At 58.3% G+C, this 17,361-nt stretch carries 17 protein-coding genes; 4 read left to right on the top strand and 13 right to left on the bottom strand.

Annotation, left to right across the window (positions count from 1 at the left end):
• Positions 1-11: 11 nt before the first annotated feature.
• The 12 genes from EBA31_RS21310 to EBA31_RS21255 all read right to left on the bottom strand — a co-directional run bounded on the left by EBA31_RS21310 (position 12) and on the right by EBA31_RS21255 (position 12,358).
• Positions 12-710, bottom strand: a complete 699-nt coding sequence (locus EBA31_RS21310) for an RluA family pseudouridine synthase (protein ID WP_122080155.1) — start codon at positions 708-710, stop codon at positions 12-14.
• A 175-nt stretch (positions 711-885) separates the two neighbouring features.
• On the bottom strand, positions 886-1,587 hold the full coding sequence (gene araD / locus EBA31_RS21305) for an L-ribulose-5-phosphate 4-epimerase (protein ID WP_020828517.1): 702 nt from the start codon (positions 1,585-1,587) through the stop codon (positions 886-888).
• Positions 1,581-2,441, bottom strand: a complete 861-nt coding sequence (locus tag EBA31_RS21300) for an L-ribulose-5-phosphate 3-epimerase (protein ID WP_122080154.1) — start codon at positions 2,439-2,441, stop codon at positions 1,581-1,583. The genes araD and EBA31_RS21300 overlap by 7 nt, the downstream gene beginning before the upstream one ends.
• 1 nt (position 2,442) lies before the next feature.
• Positions 2,443-3,099: a 3-keto-L-gulonate-6-phosphate decarboxylase UlaD gene (gene ulaD / locus EBA31_RS21295; RefSeq protein ID WP_020828515.1), complete on the bottom strand. Its 657-nt coding sequence runs from the start codon at positions 3,097-3,099 to the stop codon at positions 2,443-2,445.
• Between the two features lie 9 nt (positions 3,100-3,108).
• Positions 3,109-4,587 (bottom strand): FGGY-family carbohydrate kinase, encoded by a 1,479-nt coding sequence (locus tag EBA31_RS21290; protein ID WP_122080153.1) that lies wholly within the window; start codon positions 4,585-4,587, stop codon positions 3,109-3,111.
• A complete protein-coding gene (locus EBA31_RS21285; protein WP_044553291.1) occupies positions 4,587-5,882 on the bottom strand; it encodes an MFS transporter in 1,296 nt (431 codons plus the stop codon). The genes EBA31_RS21290 and EBA31_RS21285 overlap by 1 nt, the downstream gene beginning before the upstream one ends.
• A gap of 119 nt (positions 5,883-6,001) precedes the next feature.
• Complete coding sequence (locus EBA31_RS21280; protein WP_122080152.1) at positions 6,002-6,472, bottom strand: YhcH/YjgK/YiaL family protein; 471 nt, start codon at positions 6,470-6,472, stop codon at positions 6,002-6,004.
• Positions 6,473-6,485: 13 nt separating this feature from the next.
• Entirely contained in the window at positions 6,486-7,484 is a 999-nt protein-coding gene (gene yiaK / locus EBA31_RS21275) for a 3-dehydro-L-gulonate 2-dehydrogenase (RefSeq protein WP_046372691.1), read from the bottom strand.
• A gap of 262 nt (positions 7,485-7,746) precedes the next feature.
• Entirely contained in the window at positions 7,747-8,601 is an 855-nt protein-coding gene (locus EBA31_RS21270) for an SMP-30/gluconolactonase/LRE family protein (RefSeq protein ID WP_122080151.1), read from the bottom strand.
• Between the two features lie 12 nt (positions 8,602-8,613).
• The gene (locus tag EBA31_RS21265) at positions 8,614-9,714 is read right to left on the bottom strand and encodes a substrate-binding domain-containing protein (protein WP_122080150.1); all 1,101 of its coding nucleotides are present in this window, start codon (positions 9,712-9,714) and stop codon (positions 8,614-8,616) included.
• Between the two features lie 15 nt (positions 9,715-9,729).
• A complete protein-coding gene (locus tag EBA31_RS21260; protein WP_046372694.1) occupies positions 9,730-10,812 on the bottom strand; it encodes an ABC transporter permease in 1,083 nt (360 codons plus the stop codon).
• Complete coding sequence (locus tag EBA31_RS21255) at positions 10,805-12,358, bottom strand: sugar ABC transporter ATP-binding protein (protein ID WP_122080149.1); 1,554 nt, start codon at positions 12,356-12,358, stop codon at positions 10,805-10,807. Before EBA31_RS21255 ends, EBA31_RS21260 begins: the two co-directional genes overlap by 8 nt.
• 362 nt (positions 12,359-12,720) lie before the next feature.
• On the opposite strand from EBA31_RS21255, the gene EBA31_RS21250 reads away from it, so the two are divergent.
• From EBA31_RS21250 to EBA31_RS21240, 3 genes are all read left to right on the top strand, one after another.
• Positions 12,721-13,539 (top strand): IclR family transcriptional regulator, encoded by an 819-nt coding sequence (locus EBA31_RS21250; protein WP_020828506.1) that lies wholly within the window; start codon positions 12,721-12,723, stop codon positions 13,537-13,539.
• A gap of 122 nt (positions 13,540-13,661) precedes the next feature.
• On the top strand, positions 13,662-14,279 hold the full coding sequence (gene argO, locus EBA31_RS21245; RefSeq protein ID WP_020828505.1) for an arginine exporter ArgO: 618 nt from the start codon (positions 13,662-13,664) through the stop codon (positions 14,277-14,279).
• A gap of 122 nt (positions 14,280-14,401) precedes the next feature.
• Positions 14,402-15,133 (top strand): oxidative stress defense protein, encoded by a 732-nt coding sequence (locus EBA31_RS21240; RefSeq protein ID WP_071888896.1) that lies wholly within the window; start codon positions 14,402-14,404, stop codon positions 15,131-15,133.
• A 388-nt stretch (positions 15,134-15,521) separates the two neighbouring features.
• Here EBA31_RS21240 and EBA31_RS21230 read toward each other — a convergent pair whose 3' ends face one another.
• Positions 15,522-16,415 carry a LysR family transcriptional regulator ArgP gene (locus tag EBA31_RS21230; protein WP_044553276.1) on the bottom strand — a complete coding sequence of 298 codons (894 nt, stop codon included), beginning with the start codon at positions 16,413-16,415 and terminating at the stop codon, positions 15,522-15,524.
• Positions 16,416-16,617: 202 nt separating this feature from the next.
• Here EBA31_RS21230 and rpiA point away from each other — a divergent pair, with 202 nt between their 5' ends.
• A complete protein-coding gene (rpiA, locus tag EBA31_RS21225) occupies positions 16,618-17,274 on the top strand; it encodes a ribose-5-phosphate isomerase RpiA (RefSeq protein WP_122080148.1) in 657 nt (218 codons plus the stop codon).
• Positions 17,275-17,361: the final 87 nt, after the last annotated feature.

Genomic DNA, 17,361 nt, shown 5'->3' with positions numbered 1-17,361 from the left:
ATACTCTGTTCTCAGAACGGGCAAGCATGGTGGGCTTTGATCTTCTCTGCGCTGACAGGATGAACGAAATGCAGTTCGCTGGCGTGCAGCATCAATCGCGGCGTCCATTCGGTGCCTGGCAGCAGACGGCCGCCATACAGGTCACAGCCCAAAATAGGATGGCCCAGATGCTGGCAGTGGATACGCAGCTGATGGGTGCGTCCGGTCTCCGGGATTAACTGTACCCGCGTCAACGGCAGTAACGTCCCGTCTGTCAACTCGCGATAAGTGCGTTCAACGACCCGATAGCGTGAGCGAGCGGGCTTGCCGTGGAGTGAGCAAATCGACATCAGCGGGAACAGCGCCGGGTCTTTGGCAATTGCGGCATCTATCACCCCTTCGTCGTCGTTCAGGTGCCCGCAAAGCAATGCGCTGTACACCTTGGTGACGGTACGCTGACTGAACTGTTGGCAAAGGGCGGCATTGATCGCTTTATTACGCGCTATCACCATCAGCCCGGAAGTGCCGAAATCAAGGCGGTGGACCAGCGTACAGCCAGGAAATAGCTGCACCAGCCGATGATGTACCGAATCGAGGTTTTGCGGGTTTTTCCCTGAGAGGCTTAGCAGCCCGGCGGGTTTATTGATAAGCACCAGACTCTCGTCCTGATACAACGTCTCTATCTGGTCATGGCACGGCGGGGCAATAAAGGTATCGATAATCTTAGACATCAGGCTGCCCGACGGGAAAGTGGGAGCGGATAATAACGAATTTTTGGCCGCCAGTCAGTTGTCGCTGCCCGGCCCCTTGCCAAAGGAGGGTGAACGGCTAACCCGGCAGAGGGGCTTTCACCAGACGCCGAACGGCGTCTGGCTGCCAAAAGAATTACTGAAAGGCGTTGCCGGCTTATTGCCCGTAGTAGGCATTTTTGCCGTGTTTGCGCAGGTAATGTTTATCCAGCAGTGCCGGTTGCATGCTGTGAATGCCCGGCGTCAGCTGACGTGAAAAAATCCCCATGTAGGCAATTTCTTCCAGCACCACGGCGTTATGCACCGCGCTGTGCGCGTCCTTTCCCCAGGCGAACGGCCCGTGTGAATTGACCAATACTGCCGGAATGGCGTTCGGGTTGATGCCGCGACGGCGGAAGGTATCGATAATGACCTTGCCGGTTTCCAGCTCGTATTCATGCTCAATTTCGTCTTCGGTCATCAGGCGGGTACAGGGAATCGCACCGTAGAAGTAATCGGCGTGGGTGGTGCCCCAGGCGGGGATATCCAATCCTGCCTGCGCCCAGATGGTAGCGTGGCGCGAATGGGTATGAACGATACCGCCGATATCGGCGAATTCACGGTACAGCGCCAGATGGGTAGCGGTGTCAGAAGAGGGCTTTTTGGTGCCCTCGACGGTGTGCCCGTTGGCGAGATCGACCACCACCATGTCCTCCGCAGTCATGTGTTCATACTCCACGCCGGAAGGTTTGATCACCACCAGCCCGCGTTCGCGATCCACGGCGCTGACGTTACCCCAGGTGAAGGTCACCAGGTTATGGCGCGGCAGGTCTAGGTTGGCTTCCAGCACCTGTTGTTTAAGCTGCGGCAGCGTTAGCATGTCATACCCCCTTGTTGCATTTTCTGTTCGATCCACCGGCGGGCCTGCACAATCTCGGCCACTGGCTCTTCGGCTTTTTCGGTCCACATTTCAATCAGGAAAGCACCACGGTAGTTAAGCTGTTTCAGGGTGCGGAATACGGCGACAAAATCGACGCAGCCTTCGCCAAACGGCACGTCGCGGAACTGTCCCGGCGAGCTGTCGGTAACCGGGTAAGTGTCCTTCAAATGGATGGCGGCGATGCGGTCAATGCCCAGCGCCAACTCCTGCGCCACGTCATTGCCCCAGGCGCTCAGATTGCCGACGTCCGGATAAACCGTGAACCAGGGGGAGGCCAGGCAGGCGTCCCAGGCCTTCCATTTGCTGATGGAGTTCATAAAGGCGGTGTCCATGATCTCTACCGCCAGCATCACCTGCGCTGCGGCGGCGCGCTCGACTGACCACTGCATACCCTCGGTGAAGCGGGCAAGAGTGCTTTCGTCCTGCGGCTCGTAATAGACGTCATAGCCGGCGAGCTGAATGGTGCGGATGCCGACGTCCTTCGCCAGTTGAATCGCCTGTTCCATCATCTCGAAGGCACGCTGACGCAGCGCATCGTCATGGCTGCCGAAGGGAAAGCGGCGATGACCGGACAAGCACATCGACGGGATGCTGATGCCGGTTTCCAGCATGGCGCTGACCAACGACAACCGCTGCTCCTTGCTCCAGCTCAGACGTGCCAGCCGCTCGTCGCTTTCATCCACCGACATTTCGACAAAATCAAAACCGCAGGCCTTGGCCAGCGCCAGCCGCTCGGGCCAGGTCAGGTGCTTCGGCAAGGCTTTTTCATAAATTCCCAAGGGGTGCTGACGCATATCAACTTCTCCAGATGTCATCAATGGCCGAGCGGAACTGACCGGCAGCGGCCAGCGGATCGGCAGCCTCCGCCAGCGCTCTGCCGACGATAAAAGCGGTCACGGCGATGTCTTTAAACAGCGGCAAATCGGTCGGCGTGATACCGCCGGTCACCGACAATTCAATGCCCAGATCAGACAAGGCCTTCATCAGATCCAAATCTTGATGGCTCCAGGTTTGCCCGCTGGCCTGCGCGTCGCGGCCACGGTGGTATATCGCCTGGCGGATACCGAGATCGCGCCACTGTTGGGCATCCTCCAACGTCCAGCGGCCGAACAGCTCAATCTGGATCTCGCCCTGGTGTCGTTGCGCCACTTCCAGCGCACTGGCCATGGTGGCCAACGGGGCGGCGCAAATGACGGTCATCCAGTTGGCACCGTGGCCGAAGGCCTGTTGCGCCAACGTGCCACCGGCATCGGCCACTTTCAGGTCGGCCACCAGCGTATGTTGCGGGCAGCGCTCGCGCAGTGCGCTCACCGCCTGAATACCGGCGCTGATGCATAAGATGGTGCCGGCCTCGATGATGTCGACGTGGGGCCGCAGGCGTTCTGCCGTCTGCAGAGCGGCATCTAACCGGGTGTGATCGAGCGCCAGCTGCAGGCGCGGTTTATTGCTCATAAAGCCTCCTTACTGTGCGGATTGCAGCGTTTGCAGCGCGGCAATCAGCGCCTGATAACGTTGGTATTTTTTGCCGTAGGCCGCGCTTGCTGAAGCATCCGGCAACACCCGCTCAATACGTGGCGCCAGCTCGCGTTGGGCAGCGGTGAAGTCGCTGAATGCGCCGCTGCCGACCATCGCCGCCATCGCGGCGCCCAGGCAGCCGGTTTCTTCCACCTGCGGCAGTTCGACCGGCAGGCCGCTGACGTCGGCAAACATCTGCATCCAGGGCACTGACTTGGCTGGGCCACCGGTGACGCGCAGCGCGGTGGCCGCAGGGAAACGTTGCCGCATGCGGTTGAGATGGGTCATATGGCAGAACACCACCCCCTCGTAAATCGCCTGCACCAGGTGCTCGCGCTGGTGGAAAGCCTGCAGGCCGTGGAAGCTGGCGCTCAGGCCCAACCCGGCGTTGGAGCCATACAGGAAGGGCGCGAACAGCAGGCTGCTGTCGGCCTTGGGCAACGCCGCTACCCAGTCATTGAGTTGGGCGTAGTCTTGCAGGCCCCATTGTCGGCAGAACCACTCCAGGTTGGCGGCGGAGGTGGGGCTGGCTTCATGCACGATGTATTTGCCGGCTTCGGCATGACGGCCATAAACAAAGGGATGATCGAACCCTGCGGTAATGCGGTCGGTGATGCCGCTGGTGACCGACCAGGTACCCATCACCGCATTGAGTCGGGTTTCGTCCTGCAGCCCGGCGCACAGTGCGGTGGACACCACGTCAAACAGCCCGCCAACCACCGGCGTTCCCGGCAGCAGCCCGGTGGCCGCGGCAGCGGTAGCGTTGACGCGCCCGGCGATTTCGGCGGAACCGACGATCGGTGGCAGCGCGGGCATGATGTCGCCAATCCCCAGCAACTGCGCCAGCGCCGGGTCATAGCGGCCGTCGGCCATCTGATAAAGATTGGATTCGGAAATATTGGTCTCTTCGCAGGCCAGCTCGCCGGTCAGGCAGTGGCGCAGATAATCGTGCGCCATCAAAACGCTGCCAATTTGGCGATAGCGTTCCGGCTGGTGTTGCCTGACCCAGCGCAGCAATGACACCGGATGGCCGGTCCACAGCGTTTGTCGGGTCTGCGGGTAGAGCGCCTGCGGCACGCCCTGTTTTTGCCACTCCTGCACCAGTGTCAATGCGCGCTGATCGGAAGACAGCATGGCGTTGCCCAGCGGCAGGCCGCGTTTATCCAATAAAAACGCGCCCTTGCCCTGTGCCGAGATGCCGATTGCCTGAATATCGCCGGCGGCAATCTCGTTGCGGGCCAAGACTTCCCGGATCACCTCGGCGGCGGTGCTCCACAGCGCGTGCATATCCCGTTCCGCCCAGCCGGGCTGTGGCGCGATAATCTCAAGATTACGGCGGGCAATATCCAGCTCGCTACCTCGGCGGTCATACAGTCCGGCTTTGATAAAGGTGCCGCCGCAGTCCAACCCCAACCAATATTCCATTATTCGGCCCCCGCTTTCTGGTCGCATTTATTCGGCAACATCAGTGCCAGTACCGACGCGATGGCCAGCGATACCGCCAGGCTGTAAACGCCGACATCCTTGCTGAACAGGCTGATCAAGACGCCGACCATGTACGGGCCGCAGAAGCCGCCCAGGTTGCCCAGTGCGTTGATCACGCCGCGTGCCCCGCCGGCCACTTCGGCGTTAAACAGTTTGGGAGGAATGGTCCAAAACACCCCGGCGGCGGCCTGGATAAAGACGCCGCAGCCAACCAGCGCTGCGTAAGACCACCAGATGTGATCTTTTAACAGCACTGACAGCGCCATACAGATGGCGAAGCAGGCCAGCGGCAATGCGACGAACACTTTGCGTTTGCCGGTACGATCGGACAGGGTGGAGATGATCAGCATGCCGAAGATGGCGCCGATATAGGGCAGGATGGCCAGCATGCCGACCTGCTCCATGTTGCCGTTGGTCAGCCCCTTGAGGATGGTCGGCAACCACAGGGTGTAGCCGTAGATCCCGGTTTGATAGAAGAAGTTCACCATGATCAACTGCCACATGATCTTGTCGCCCAGCACCCGGCGCAGCGAGGCGTTACGCACCGTCTTGCCTTTGATCAGCAGCTGTTCGTCATGCAACGTTTTGATCAGGTAGTCTTTTTCAGCCTGTGAAATCCACTTGGCCTCCTGCGGGCGGTTGCTGATGGTGAAATACCACAGCACCATCACCACCAGCGACAGCGCGCCTTCCACCAGGAACAGCATGCGCCAGTCCCAGGCGGTGATGATCCAACCGGACAGCGGCGCGGTGAGAATACCGGCAATGGGCACGAACATAATTACGATGGCGTTGGCGCGCCCGCGCTCCTTGTCCGGGAACCAGTTGCTGATCATGGTCAGCACCACCGGCAGCATGCCGCCCTCGGAGACGCCCAGCGCGAAACGCAGGAATAACAGCTGATATTGATTGCTGACCAGCCCGGTCAGTACCGAGATCACCGCCCAGGCCAGCAGTGACCAGCCGATGAATTTCTTGCCGTTGCCATACACCGCCAGCTTGCCACCCGGCACCTGCAAAAACAGATAGCCGATAAAGAAGATGCCGCCGGCCAGGCCGGCCATGGAAGCGGTGATGCCGAGTTCATCGTCCATGCCGCCGGGCATGGCGAAGGCAATATTCACCCGGTCCATGTAGGAGATGATGCAGGTAATAAGAATAGGCGGCACTATTCTCAACCAGCGTAATTTGGGAATGACCTGGCTGCGGCTAACGGAAACAGAGGCTGTATTCATCTATACACCTTTCGCTATTTTGTAGGGTCGGGCTTTATTGTTTTGGTTTGCGTTGGGCACAAGGGCGCCCGCACCGGCCTGAGGACCGGTGTTTTTTGCAGGTTTTCGTTTGCTGCTAATTAAGCGCTAAATAATGCCAGCGGTATTTTCACCACCACTTTGCGAATATCGCCGGGCTGTTGGTTAATACAGGCCGGGCGATGCACATCCTGCGGGAAAAATACCGCAAAATTTCCGGGCCGCAGGGTTAACCAGGATTCATCGGCGACGTCCTGATAAAAAAGAATGTCGCGCTGCGCCAGCAAATCCTGGTGGATCGGGTTATTACCACGATCTGCCGCCACACCGATCAATTCGGTGCCGCTGACCAGAAACTGCACGTCGACGTTTTCCCGGTGTACCTCCGGTCGCAGATCGCTCGGCTGGTGGGTCTGCAGATCCAGCACCTGTACCACGTAGCCGGTGGCAGGATCCTGATACCGACCAGTGGGCAGGGCGCTGAAATCGGTGCTTTGCAGATAGGCGATGGCTTTGGCCACCGGCGCTGGGTACTGCTCCGGCGAAGTATGGGCAATATGGCCGAATATCATGGTGACTCTCCTGTTAAAGCGCCTGAATACGCGCCCAGACGCGCTCATCCACGGGAATGCCGTCACGCATGTTTTCCGCGTGAATACGTGGGAATTTATGGCCCGGCAGGCGAATGGCTATCTCCGGGTTGTCGCGTTCTGCGCTGGTGATGTAGTCCATGATGCGCTGCAGTTTGGCATCGCGGGTGGCGCCGTCGATCAAGCGTTCGATCTCAATGGCGATGAAGACCTGCGACACGCCATACTCTTCGCGGTTGTCTTCGGTCACTTCCGCCACTGAGGATCCGCCAGACAGCAGGGTGGCAATCATATCGAGCACGATCGACAGCGCGGATCCTTTCCAGTAGCCCATCGGCAAAATGCGGCGGTTCTCTTCAATGGTGGCCGGATCGCGCGTCAATTGACCGTCGTTGTCGAAACCGCCGTCCACCGGCAGCGTTTTGCCCGCCAGCCGATTTAGCTCCAGTGCACCATAGGAGAACATCGACATCGACATATCCACCATGGTGATGGGGTTGCCCGGCACCGCGACGATCAGCGGGTTGGTGCCGATCCGGCACTCCTTGGCGCCCCAGGGTGGCATAACGGCAATTGAGTTGGTCCAGCAGATACCGATATAACCTTTCTCCGCCGCCTGCCAACCGAAACCGCCGCCGCGCATCCAGTGGTTGGCATTGCGCAGGGCCACCAGACCTATGCCGTGGCTGTCGGCCAACTGCATGGCGCGATCCATCATCCGGCGCGCCGTGAGATTGCCGATACCCTGATGCGCGTCCCATTGTTCAATGGCTCCGAGTGACAACAGCTTGCTGGGTTCGGCGTCCGGCACGATATCGCCGGCGTCCAACTGCTGAATAAAGCGTGGGAAACGGTTAACGCCGTGGGAGTAAACGCCGTTGGCAGAGGTGTCGGCGAACATGCCCGCACAGTCATCGGCGGTGGCTTCCGCCACGCCCCGCGACAGCAGCACGCGTTTGAATTCCTGTTTCAGATCGGTGTAACTCACTCTCATGCTGGTTCTCCGCTACGGCATTTTTGTTTGTTTTATGTTCTTTGAATTTCAATATGCGAAATTGCATTTCAAATAAATGCTATACCTGCGGCCAGGTGAAGTCAAAGCGAGGGAAGAGAAAGTTATTTATATAAAACAAGTGGTTAAATTAACTTGGTGGTTTTGTGATCGCAGACACGTTTTTGGCCGTTGCGGTGTTTTAGGCGTGGCAAAGCAGAGCGGTAACTGCCCGCTCTGCTTTGGCCTTTATGACTAATTACCCTCACGTATTCAGTATTTTGCGGTACAGCGAAGTGGTGGCGGTGATGTACAACTCATTGCCGTCTGGTCCGCCAAACGTGCAGTTGGAAACCCGCTCCGGCACTTCGATCTTACCGAGCTGTGTTCCCTGACTGTCGAAGATCAGTATGCCGTCGGCACAGCTGCAAAAAATGTTTCCTAACGCATCGACACAAAAACCGTCCGGGAAGCCGGGGGCCACGGTGGCAAAACGGCGTCCGGCGTTCAGATCACGTCCGTTAACCTGATACACCCGCAGCTCTCTGCGGCCCAGGGTTGGGAAATCGACGATCGACATATCCGCCACGTACAGCAGAGACTCATCCGGCGAGAACGCCAGGCCGTTAGGGCGCTGCAGATCGCTGGCCGCGATGTTCAGCGAACCGTCGCGGGGATCGAAGCAGTAAAGGTAACAGCCAACGATCTGGCTTTCCGACTTGTAACCTTCCTCGTCACCGATAATGCCGTAGGGCGGATCGGTAAACCAAAGGGTGCCGTCGGAACGTACCGCCAGATCGTTGGGTGAGTTGAAACGCTTGCCGTCAACGCGATCGACCAGCATTTGCACCTCACCGTTGTTTTCGGTTCGGCTGATGCCGCGTCGTCCGTGCTCGCAGCTGACCACGCGGCCTTCGGCATCCCGTGCGTTGCCGTTGGCATAATGCGACGGGGAGCGCCACAGGCTCAGTTCCCCCTGTCGCGACCAGCGGAACATGCGATTGCCTTTCACATCGCTGAACACCACCGCATTTTGCGCGGGCAGCCACACCGGCCCCTCGGCCCAAATGGCCGGTGAGCACAGGCGTTCGAGCGGCGGGCCCGCCATCAGTTCGTTCATGCTGACCTCCGCTTACTTCACGCCCCAAATGGCTTTGTAATGGCCCTGATAATCATTTTGCGGGTCATACAGGTTACTGGCGCCGCCGTCGGCGGTGATGTTGTCGCGGGTCACCAGGTGCGCCGGGGTCACGTAGCCGGAAGGTGGCTGTTTGGCGAAGGCGCGGTTGAACTCATCCAGCAGTTGCCAGCCGTGCAGTTTAAGCGGCTCCGGCACCGTGGCCGACTGGCTGCCGCCTGAACGAATGCGCTGATAGGCCGAAATCGAGCCGTCGCCGGCGGAAATGCTGTATGGCGCATGGGTACCGCCCTTACCGGCGGTTTTCAGTGCCGGTGCCATAAAGTCAAAATACAAATCGTTAATCGCCAGTGCGTACTGGAATTGATCGCCGTATTTCTGCAGCAGGCTGAAGGTCATGGCGGGCATGCGGTTGGCGGTGTCCGCCAGTGGGGTATCGATAAACTCAACCACCTTGCAGCCGCTGCATTTGCCGATCTCCTCCTTCATCACGTTGGCTTTGTCCAGCGCGATTTGGTACAGCGAATCGGTGAAGATCAGCACGCTGGCTTTGCCGCCGGACTGCACCACGGCATATTGGGCGGCAATGCGCGCCACTTCGTCAGAGTCAGAGGTGACGTTATAGAACACGTTGTACTTGGCGATTGGCCCCGGCTCCGGCACCGCGTGCCAGGCCGTCAGCACTATGCCTTGTTGAATGGCCTTTTTCAGCGGGATCTTGGCGACGTTAGGGTTCCAGCCGCCGATCACTATGCCGTCCGGCTTTTGGGCAATCGCCTGATTGAGCGAGGCCAGCTGATCTTTCACCGAGCCACCGCCGTCGAGGGTTTCGAGCTTCCAGCCCGCGGCTTTCGCCGCTTCGCTCAGGCCTTCCTGCACCCCTTGCACACCGCCGTTTTTCATGTCCGAAGCGATAAAGATGATTTTCTTGTTGGCTTGCAGCTGTGGCCCGCTGGTGGGGCCGTCCCACTGAGTCACGCTGGCAGTCGCCTTGGCGACCGCTGCGGTGGCCTGATCCAGATAGGCGTCGGCCCAGGCGGATGAAGCAGCGCTGGCCAGCAGCAGGGTAGTCGGTAATATCCAAAGACGTTTCATTCGGTGCACTCCTGGTTAAGGATTGATCGCTTTTTGGTTATTTTTATCAGCCGTAGCGGCTGGGCTGCGTTGTACCGCTTTTTGATTGAGTAACCGGCGGCGTTGGGCATAGCCCGCCAGGGTGATCGACAGCAACAGCGTCGCACCGTTGAACAGTGGCTCGACCCAGAATTCACCGCCGAACTGTTGGATACCGGCGATGCCGATAGCCAGAATGGCAATGCCAACCACGGTGCCCCAGACGTTAACCCGGCCCGGGCGAATGGTGGTGCTGCCGAGGAAGGCGCCGACCAGCGCCGGCAGCAGGTAGTCCATGCCGACGCTGGCCTGACCAACGCCCTGTTCGGCGGCGATCAGTACGCCACTGAAGCCGGTCAGCACGCTGGAGGCGATAAAGGCGCCAATGGTGAAGCGATTGACCGAGATGCCGTTCAGCCGTGCCGCCGCCGGATTGCCGCCCACGGCGTACATGCAGCGGCCAAGCGGGGTATGTTCGGTGATCAACCACAGCACCACGGCGACGATCAGCACGTAGAATGCGACGATCGGGATCCCGCCGATCTCGGTATGGTGCAGGGCGATGAAAGCATCCGGCAGATCGCCGACGATCTGCCTCCCGCCGGAGTGCCACAGCGCAATGGCATACAGCACGGTGCCGGATCCGAGCGTGGCGACGAAGCTGTCGATGTCCGCCAGTGCCACCAGAATGCCGTTCAGCAGGCCGTACAGAGCGGAAAGGGCCAGCACCGTCAGTACCGCCATCTGCCACGAAAAGCCGTATTCCACCTGCAGGGTGATGGCCAGGATATGCCACAGCACGATGCCGAAACCGACGTTAAGGTCAATTTTGCCGACGATCATCGGGATGGTCGCCGCCAGTGCCAGCAGCGCAATCTTGGCTTTGCTGGAGAGGATTGCCTGCAGCGTCAGCATGGACGCGAAAGACGGTGCGATCAGCGAAAATAGCACCACCAGCGCAACGCACAGCAGCAGCAGGCCGTAGCGGGTGAGAACCTGCATCAGCCAGGGGCCGGCACCGTCCTGCGACAGGCTGACTCTTTGCTCCAGTGCCGTTGATTTAACAGATGTTTTAGACATGGCCTACCTCAGATTCTAACGTTGTCGCGAGGGGTTCCCCGGAGCTGGCGGAGGCCAGTTCCAATAAATTGGCGAATGACACCTGCTGATTTTTCAGCTCGCCGACCACTTTTCCCCGGTTGAATACCAGTGCGCGGTTGCAGATATGGGCGATCTCTTCAAAGTCATTGGAGATCACCAACACCGCCACGCCCTCCGCCAGGGATTTATTTAACAGATGGTAGATTTCCGCCCGGGCCCCTACGTCTACACCGGCGGTGGGATCTTCCAGGATCAGCAATGGGGCACCGAGGTGCATCCAGCGCGCCATCACCACCTTTTGCTGGTTCCCGCCGGACAGGGCGCTGATATCGATATTGACGTCCTTGGGCCGCACGTCGAACAGCTGTACTTTCCACCAACTGGCGCCGATTTCGGCCCGGCGGCTGTAGCGGGAAAGCAGCTTGTGGCCACTGGCACAAGGGTTGATAAACAGGTTTTCACGCACGCTCATCGACATCACCAGGCTTTCGCCGGTACGGTCACCCGCCACCAGCGAAACGCCGCAGGCCATGGCCTGTTGTGGGCTACTGGCGCTATAGGGTTGGTCGCGAAAGCGGATTTCACCTTCATCGGCATGACGCAGGCCGAACAGCAGGCGGCCAATCTCTTCTTGGCCTGCGCCGCGCAGGCCGGCCAGCGCCAGCATTTCACCGGGCTGCAGGTTAAAGCTGACCGGGCCGATATCGCCCACCACCACGTGATTGAGCTGCAACACCGGCGGCTGATTTTCCGGCAGGGGCTCGCGCTGATCTTCTGCCATTGCCTCACCGACGATCATCTGCACCAGATCCCGCAGCGAATAGTCGGCGGTATTGCCGCCCGCCACATAGCGGCCGTCGCGCATGACGCATACCCGGTCGGCAATCTCGATCACTTCGTCCAGCCGATGGGTGACGTAAATCATGCCGACCTTTTTGTCGCGCAGCCGGTTAATGACGGCAAACAGATGACGCACATCGTTGGCGGGCAGCGAGGCGGTCGGCTCATCCAACACCAGCAGTTCGGCGTTAACGGCCACCGCCCGGGCGATCGCCAGCAGGGATTTCTCGGTGCGCGACAGTTCGAACACCCTGGCATCGGGATCCAGCGCGATGCCGACATCCTGCAGCGCCTGAGCAGCGCGGCGGCGAATGGCTCGCCAGTCGATCAGGCCGAAGCGGCGTGGGAATCCCATCACCAGCGCCATGTTCTCCGCTACCGTCATCCATTCGATCAGCCCGAGATCCTGATGAATAAAGGCAATAGGCTGGCGACTGTCACTTTTTATCGCCGCGGCGGAGGCTATGCTGGTGCCCTGAAACTGAATGTCGCCGCCATCGCGTGGATACACCCCGGCCAGCACTTTGATCAGCGTCGATTTGCCGGCGCCATTTTCGCCCAGCAGGGCCAGGACTTCGCCAGGCATCACCTGCAGACTGACGTCGTTTACCGCGACGTTGCCGCCAAAGCGCTTAACGATATGGCTGAGGGTTAGAATGGGTTGTTCCGCATTATCTGGTGTCATGTGATGCGCCCCTGGTAGTGAAATACGCAATCGGATTTATGCTTTCTGGTGTTTATATGTCCGTTAAATTTCAATATGCGAAATTCAATTTCAAAAATAATATGCCGAACGCCAATCTAAAGCAAAGCCGGAGGTGTTTTAATTATTGTTTTAAATCAATTGGTTATTTATGTCTTTGCGGAATTGTGACGTACAACTCACTTCAGGGGTTAGCAGAATGTTGCGCATTTTTAACCTGCTGCTGACAATGAAACGGCGTTCCGTCTTCACCTGATGCGGGCCTTGGGGTAACATTCCCGGCAAAGGGGCCGTTTGCCACGCCGTGGCGTTGGCCGGCGGTTCGACACTGGAGAAATTGCGCAATGAGCTTGAAAGCTGTCGAAGAGAAAGATGACAAGAAAGACAAACCCCTGGGCAGTCAAAGCCTGTTCCGCGGATTGCAACTGATTGAGATCCTGAGCAACTTCCCTAACGGCTGCCCACTGGCGCATCTGTCTGAGTTGGCCGGCATGAACAAAAGCACCGTCCATCGCCTGCTGCAAGGGTTGCATACCAGCGGATATGTGACACAGGCGCCGTCGCCCGGCAGCTATCGCCTGACCACCAAGTTCATTTCGGTCGGCCAGAAAGCGCTTTCTTCGCTGAATATTATCCACGTTGCCGCACCACATCTGGAGCAGCTCAATCTTGAGGTGGGGGAGACGGTAAACTTCTCCAGCCGTGAAGACGACCACGTTATTTTGATCTACAAGCTGGAGCCCACCACCGGCATGATGCGCACTCGTGCCTATATCGGTCAGCATATGCCGCTGTACTGCTCGGCGATGGGCAAGATATTTATGGCCTACGGCAACAGTGATTATCCGGAACACTACTGGCAGACACATCAGCATGAGATCCAGACGCTGACGCGCAATACCATTACCGAATTACCGAAGATGTATGAGGAATTGGCCGACATTCGCAAACAGGGCATGGCGATGGATCGCGAAGAAAATGAGCTGGGCGTGTCCTGCGTAGCGGCGCCGGTGTTTGATATCCAACAGCGGGTGCCCTACGCGGTATCGGTATCGTTGCCGACCGCCAAACTGCAGCAAATCGGCGTTAAAGCCCTGATTAAGCCAGTGCTGGCAACCGCACAGCGCATTTCTCAGGAGCTGGGTTTTGTCATTCCCGCCTGATTATTAGCATTGCTGATAGTTGATTAGAAATATCAATTTCACCTAATAATTTTTTCCTCCTATGATGCGCGTGTTGACCGACACGCGCCGCTGACCGGCGCACTCTTTCTGTGAGGAATACCATGCTAGCTGTCTTTCTGCAGGGCTTTGCCCTGAGCGCCGCGATGATCCTGCCGCTGGGCCCGCAAAATGTTTTTGTCATGAACCAGGGCATCCGCCGTCAGTATCATCTGATGGTCGCCTCACTGTGCGCATTGAGCGATGTTGTGTTGATTTGCGGGGGGATTTTCGGCGGGAGCGCGTTGTTGAGTCGTTCGCCGTTGCTGCTGGCGTTGGTCACCTGGGGCGGGGTTGCCTTTCTGTTGTGGTACGGCTGGGGGGCGTTTCGCACCGCGTTCAGCCGCCAATTGGCGCTGGCAACGGCCGAGGAACTGAAGCAGAGTCGCTGGCGGCTGGTGGTGACCATGCTGGCGGTAACCTGGCTTAATCCGCACGTTTATCTCGATACTTTTGTGGTGTTGGGCAGCCTGGGCGGTCAGTTGGCGCCGGACGTTCGTTCCTGGTTTGCGCTGGGGGCGGTGAGCGCGTCGATTCTTTGGTTCTTCGCGCTGGCGCTGTTGGCTTCCTGGCTGGCACCCTGGTTGAAGACCCAAATGGCACAGCGCGTCATCAATACGCTGGTCGGCGTGGTGATGTGGGGCATCGCATTGCAATTGGCCTGGCAGGGCGCAAGTTTATAAGAATTTGTCACTAATCCGAATTCAAAAGCCCGTGCGATATGCTACGTTTGATGCCAAGGAACCGGCCGTTTTCAGTCGAGAAAGGCCGGTAATCAGTTACAGCCTGTCATCAAGGAGACTCTGTGAAGCTTAAAGCATTGGCTATGGCCGCAATGATTGGATTAGGGACGTTACCGCTGGCGTTGCAAGCGGCTGAAGTGCCGGAAGGGCCGCACGTGGTGACCTCTGGCACTTCAAGCGTTGATGCCACTCCAGATATCGCCACCCTGGCGATCGAGGTCAGCGTTTCTTCTAAAGACGCGGCACAGGCGAAGAAGCAGGTCGATGAGCGCGTAGCGCAATATTTTGATTTCCTGCAGAAAAACAATATCGAGAAGAAAGACATCAGCGCCGCAAATCTGCGCACCCAGCCGGAATACGATTACCTGAAAACCGGTGAGTCGGTGCTGAAAGGCTACCGTGCAGTTCGTCAGGTGCAGGTAACTCTGCGTCAGTTGGATAAGTTGAACGAGCTGCTGGACGGCGCGTTGAAGTCTGGCCTGAACGAGATCCGCGCCGTTGAGTTGGGCGTAGCCAAACCGGATGTTTACCGCGAGCAGGCGCGTCAGAAAGCCATCGAGAACGCCACGCAGCAGGCGGCTTCACTGGCGAAAGGCTTCAACGCGAAACTGGGGCCGGTTTACAGCATTCGTTATCACGTCGCCAACTACCAGCCGATGCCGGTAGCGCGCATGTACAAAGCGGCGGGAGCTGCTGCGGAAAGCGACGTGGCGCAAACCTACGAGCAGCAGAGCATTCACTTTGACGATCAGGTCGATGTAGTCTTCGAGCTGCAGCGCAACACGGCGCAGTAACATACCCGTCATACTTGAAGCTGCATCTGGGGTGACCGCCCTGGCCGCGTTACTCGGCAAAGCCTCGCCCCGTCGGGGCCAACGCAAGCGCATCACAACAAAACCCTTGGTTTTGTTGTGATGCAACTCCGATTATTTAGGGTATAAGTCAGGTTTTTCAAACTGCTGATAAAACCTGTTATTAGCGAGAGCGTGCTGACGTGGTCGTTACGACCTTGGCCGTTGACCAATTTGCCGGGAGCAAATTGGAATGACTTCCAGTCGGCCCGAAGGGGGGATACAGGGATGCATCCCGTAATAGCCCCTCGGTACGCGAGATCCGGGAATCTCGGACTTAAAACAGCTTTGTTAGTAATCTGAGGTTCGCTGCGGCGAACCTTTTTACCTTTTAATCCTGACGCAGAACCTGACGACCATGCTCCAGCAGGGCATCGGTCACTTTACGCATCATGCGGCTTTCCGGCGCGAAGCGGTGCCAGAACAGCATGCGGCGCTGGAACAGACCCGGCGTCAGGTCGATAAGCTCGCCCGATTCCAACTCTCTCTCAATCTGCAGATGCGGGATCATACAGCAGGTGGTGCCCTGACGAGCCAACTGCACGAAGGCTTCCGATGAGTTCACGATATGGCAGGGAACGCTGCCCGGCGACAGATCAAAGTTCTGCTGCAGGAAAGCCTGGTGCATGTCATCGAGATGGTCGAACGCCACCGCCGGCGCTTTCAGCAGCGCAGAACGCGTGACGCCGTTCGGGAAGTAGCGCTCGGCAAAACCTTTCGAGGCGACAAACAGATAGTCCAGCGCGCCCAACCGGTCGACCAGGCAGCTCGGCAGCGGCTGTGGTTGGATACTCACCGCGCCTACCACTTCACCGCGCCGCAGGCGTTCCTGGGTACGGGTTTCGTCTTCCACCTGCAGGTTCAGGCGGATAGGGGAGTCCGTCAGCACCGGTTTTAACGCCGGCAGCAGCCAAGTGGCCAGACTGTCGGCGTTGACCGCCAGCGACAGCAGCAACGGCGTGTCGATACCGGTGTCGTTGCCCAGCCACTCTTCTTCCAGCAACTCGACCTGGTGCAGCAGCGCCAGCAATTTTTGGCCCTGCTCGGTCGGGCGCGGCGGTACGGTGCGCACCAGCAGCGGTTGGCCGAACAGGTTTTCCAACTGCTTGATGCGCTGGGATACTGCCGATTGGGTGATGCAAAGCTTTTGCGCGGCGCGCTCAAAGCCGCGCTCACGGATCACCGCGTCCAGCGCTTGTAGCGTTCGATAGTCTGGGCGTTTCATCGGAAAGATATCCCTTACAGTAATAGATACAGGCACTATGCCACATCTGAGGTGTTTTACAGGTGGAAAATCACCGCGCGACTTTGCCGCGACGCGCCTAAAAATGCGGCTTAGGGTGAAGAAGTGTGATCCTGCCTGAGTGAAAAATAGCGATTTACCCTATAATACGCACACGTTTTCGTACAGAGGCAATGGACATATTATGACGCAGGATGAACTGAAAAAAGCGGTTGGCTGGGCCGCGCTGGATTACGTAACCCCTGGCACCATCGTTGGGGTAGGTACCGGCTCCACCGCCGCCCACTTTATTGATGCGCTTGGCTCAATCAAGCACCAGATCGAAGGGGCGGTGTCCAGCTCTGACGCCTCCACCGCCAAGCTGAAAAGCCTCGGTATCCACGTGTTCGACAGCAATGAAGTGGATTCGCTGGATATTTATGTCGATGGCGCGGATGAAATCAACCGCCAGATGCAGATGATCAAAGGCGGCGGTGCCGCATTGACACGCGAAAAAATCATTGCCGCCATCGCGCGCAAGTTTATCTGCATCGTCGATGCCAGCAAGCAGGTCGATGTGCTGGGCAAATTCCCGTTGCCGGTCGAAGTGATCCCGATGGCGCGTTCCTATGTGGCGCGTGAACTGGTGAAGCTGGGTGGCTTGCCGGAATATCGTCAGAATGTGCTGACCGATAACGGCAACGTGATCCTCGATGTGCACAACCTGAGCATCGTCGACGCCATCGCGCTGGAAAACAAAATCAACGGTATCGCCGGCGTGGTGACCGTCGGTTTGTTCGCCAACCGCGGCGCCGATGTGGCGTTGGTCGGCACGCCTGAAGGTGTGAAAGTCGTCGTATAACCGCATGTGTTAGCAGGGGCGTCGCTATGGCGCCCCTCTGGAATACGATCTTGGATCCCAGCGGACCGCATAATTCACTGGCTAAAA

The organism is Serratia sp. P2ACOL2, from assembly GCF_003691565.1.
Taxonomy (GTDB): Bacteria; Pseudomonadota; Gammaproteobacteria; order Enterobacterales; family Enterobacteriaceae; genus Serratia; species Serratia liquefaciens.
The sequence above is the reverse complement of the archived record's forward strand: the minus strand, read 5'-3'. Positions and strand labels throughout refer to the sequence as shown.

What these genes read in the sequence shown, in the direction of transcription:
- araD (WP_020828517.1), bottom strand. Translation starts at nt 1,587, where the DNA reads ATGCTAACGCTGCCGCAGCTTAAACAACAGGTGCTGGAAGCCAACCTA.
- EBA31_RS21290 (WP_122080153.1), bottom strand. Translation starts at nt 4,587, where the DNA reads ATGGAATATTGGTTGGGGTTGGACTGCGGCGGCACCTTTATCAAAGCC.
- EBA31_RS21270 (WP_122080151.1), bottom strand. Translation starts at nt 8,601, where the DNA reads ATGAACGAACTGATGGCGGGCCCGCCGCTCGAACGCCTGTGCTCACCG.
- EBA31_RS21310 (WP_122080155.1), bottom strand. Translation starts at nt 710, where the DNA reads ATGTCTAAGATTATCGATACCTTTATTGCCCCGCCGTGCCATGACCAG.
- EBA31_RS21285 (WP_044553291.1), bottom strand. Translation starts at nt 5,882, where the DNA reads ATGAATACAGCCTCTGTTTCCGTTAGCCGCAGCCAGGTCATTCCCAAA.
- yiaK (WP_046372691.1), bottom strand. Translation starts at nt 7,484, where the DNA reads ATGAGAGTGAGTTACACCGATCTGAAACAGGAATTCAAACGCGTGCTG.
- EBA31_RS21260 (WP_046372694.1), bottom strand. Translation starts at nt 10,812, where the DNA reads ATGTCTAAAACATCTGTTAAATCAACGGCACTGGAGCAAAGAGTCAGC.
- EBA31_RS21300 (WP_122080154.1), bottom strand. Translation starts at nt 2,441, where the DNA reads ATGCGTCAGCACCCCTTGGGAATTTATGAAAAAGCCTTGCCGAAGCAC.
- EBA31_RS21250 (WP_020828506.1), top strand. Translation starts at nt 12,721, where the DNA reads ATGAGCTTGAAAGCTGTCGAAGAGAAAGATGACAAGAAAGACAAACCC.
- argO (WP_020828505.1), top strand. Translation starts at nt 13,662, where the DNA reads ATGCTAGCTGTCTTTCTGCAGGGCTTTGCCCTGAGCGCCGCGATGATC.
- EBA31_RS21265 (WP_122080150.1), bottom strand. Translation starts at nt 9,714, where the DNA reads ATGAAACGTCTTTGGATATTACCGACTACCCTGCTGCTGGCCAGCGCT.
- EBA31_RS21230 (WP_044553276.1), bottom strand. Translation starts at nt 16,415, where the DNA reads ATGAAACGCCCAGACTATCGAACGCTACAAGCGCTGGACGCGGTGATC.
- EBA31_RS21255 (WP_122080149.1), bottom strand. Translation starts at nt 12,358, where the DNA reads ATGACACCAGATAATGCGGAACAACCCATTCTAACCCTCAGCCATATC.
- ulaD (WP_020828515.1), bottom strand. Translation starts at nt 3,099, where the DNA reads ATGAGCAATAAACCGCGCCTGCAGCTGGCGCTCGATCACACCCGGTTA.
- EBA31_RS21280 (WP_122080152.1), bottom strand. Translation starts at nt 6,472, where the DNA reads ATGATATTCGGCCATATTGCCCATACTTCGCCGGAGCAGTACCCAGCG.
- rpiA (WP_122080148.1), top strand. Translation starts at nt 16,618, where the DNA reads ATGACGCAGGATGAACTGAAAAAAGCGGTTGGCTGGGCCGCGCTGGAT.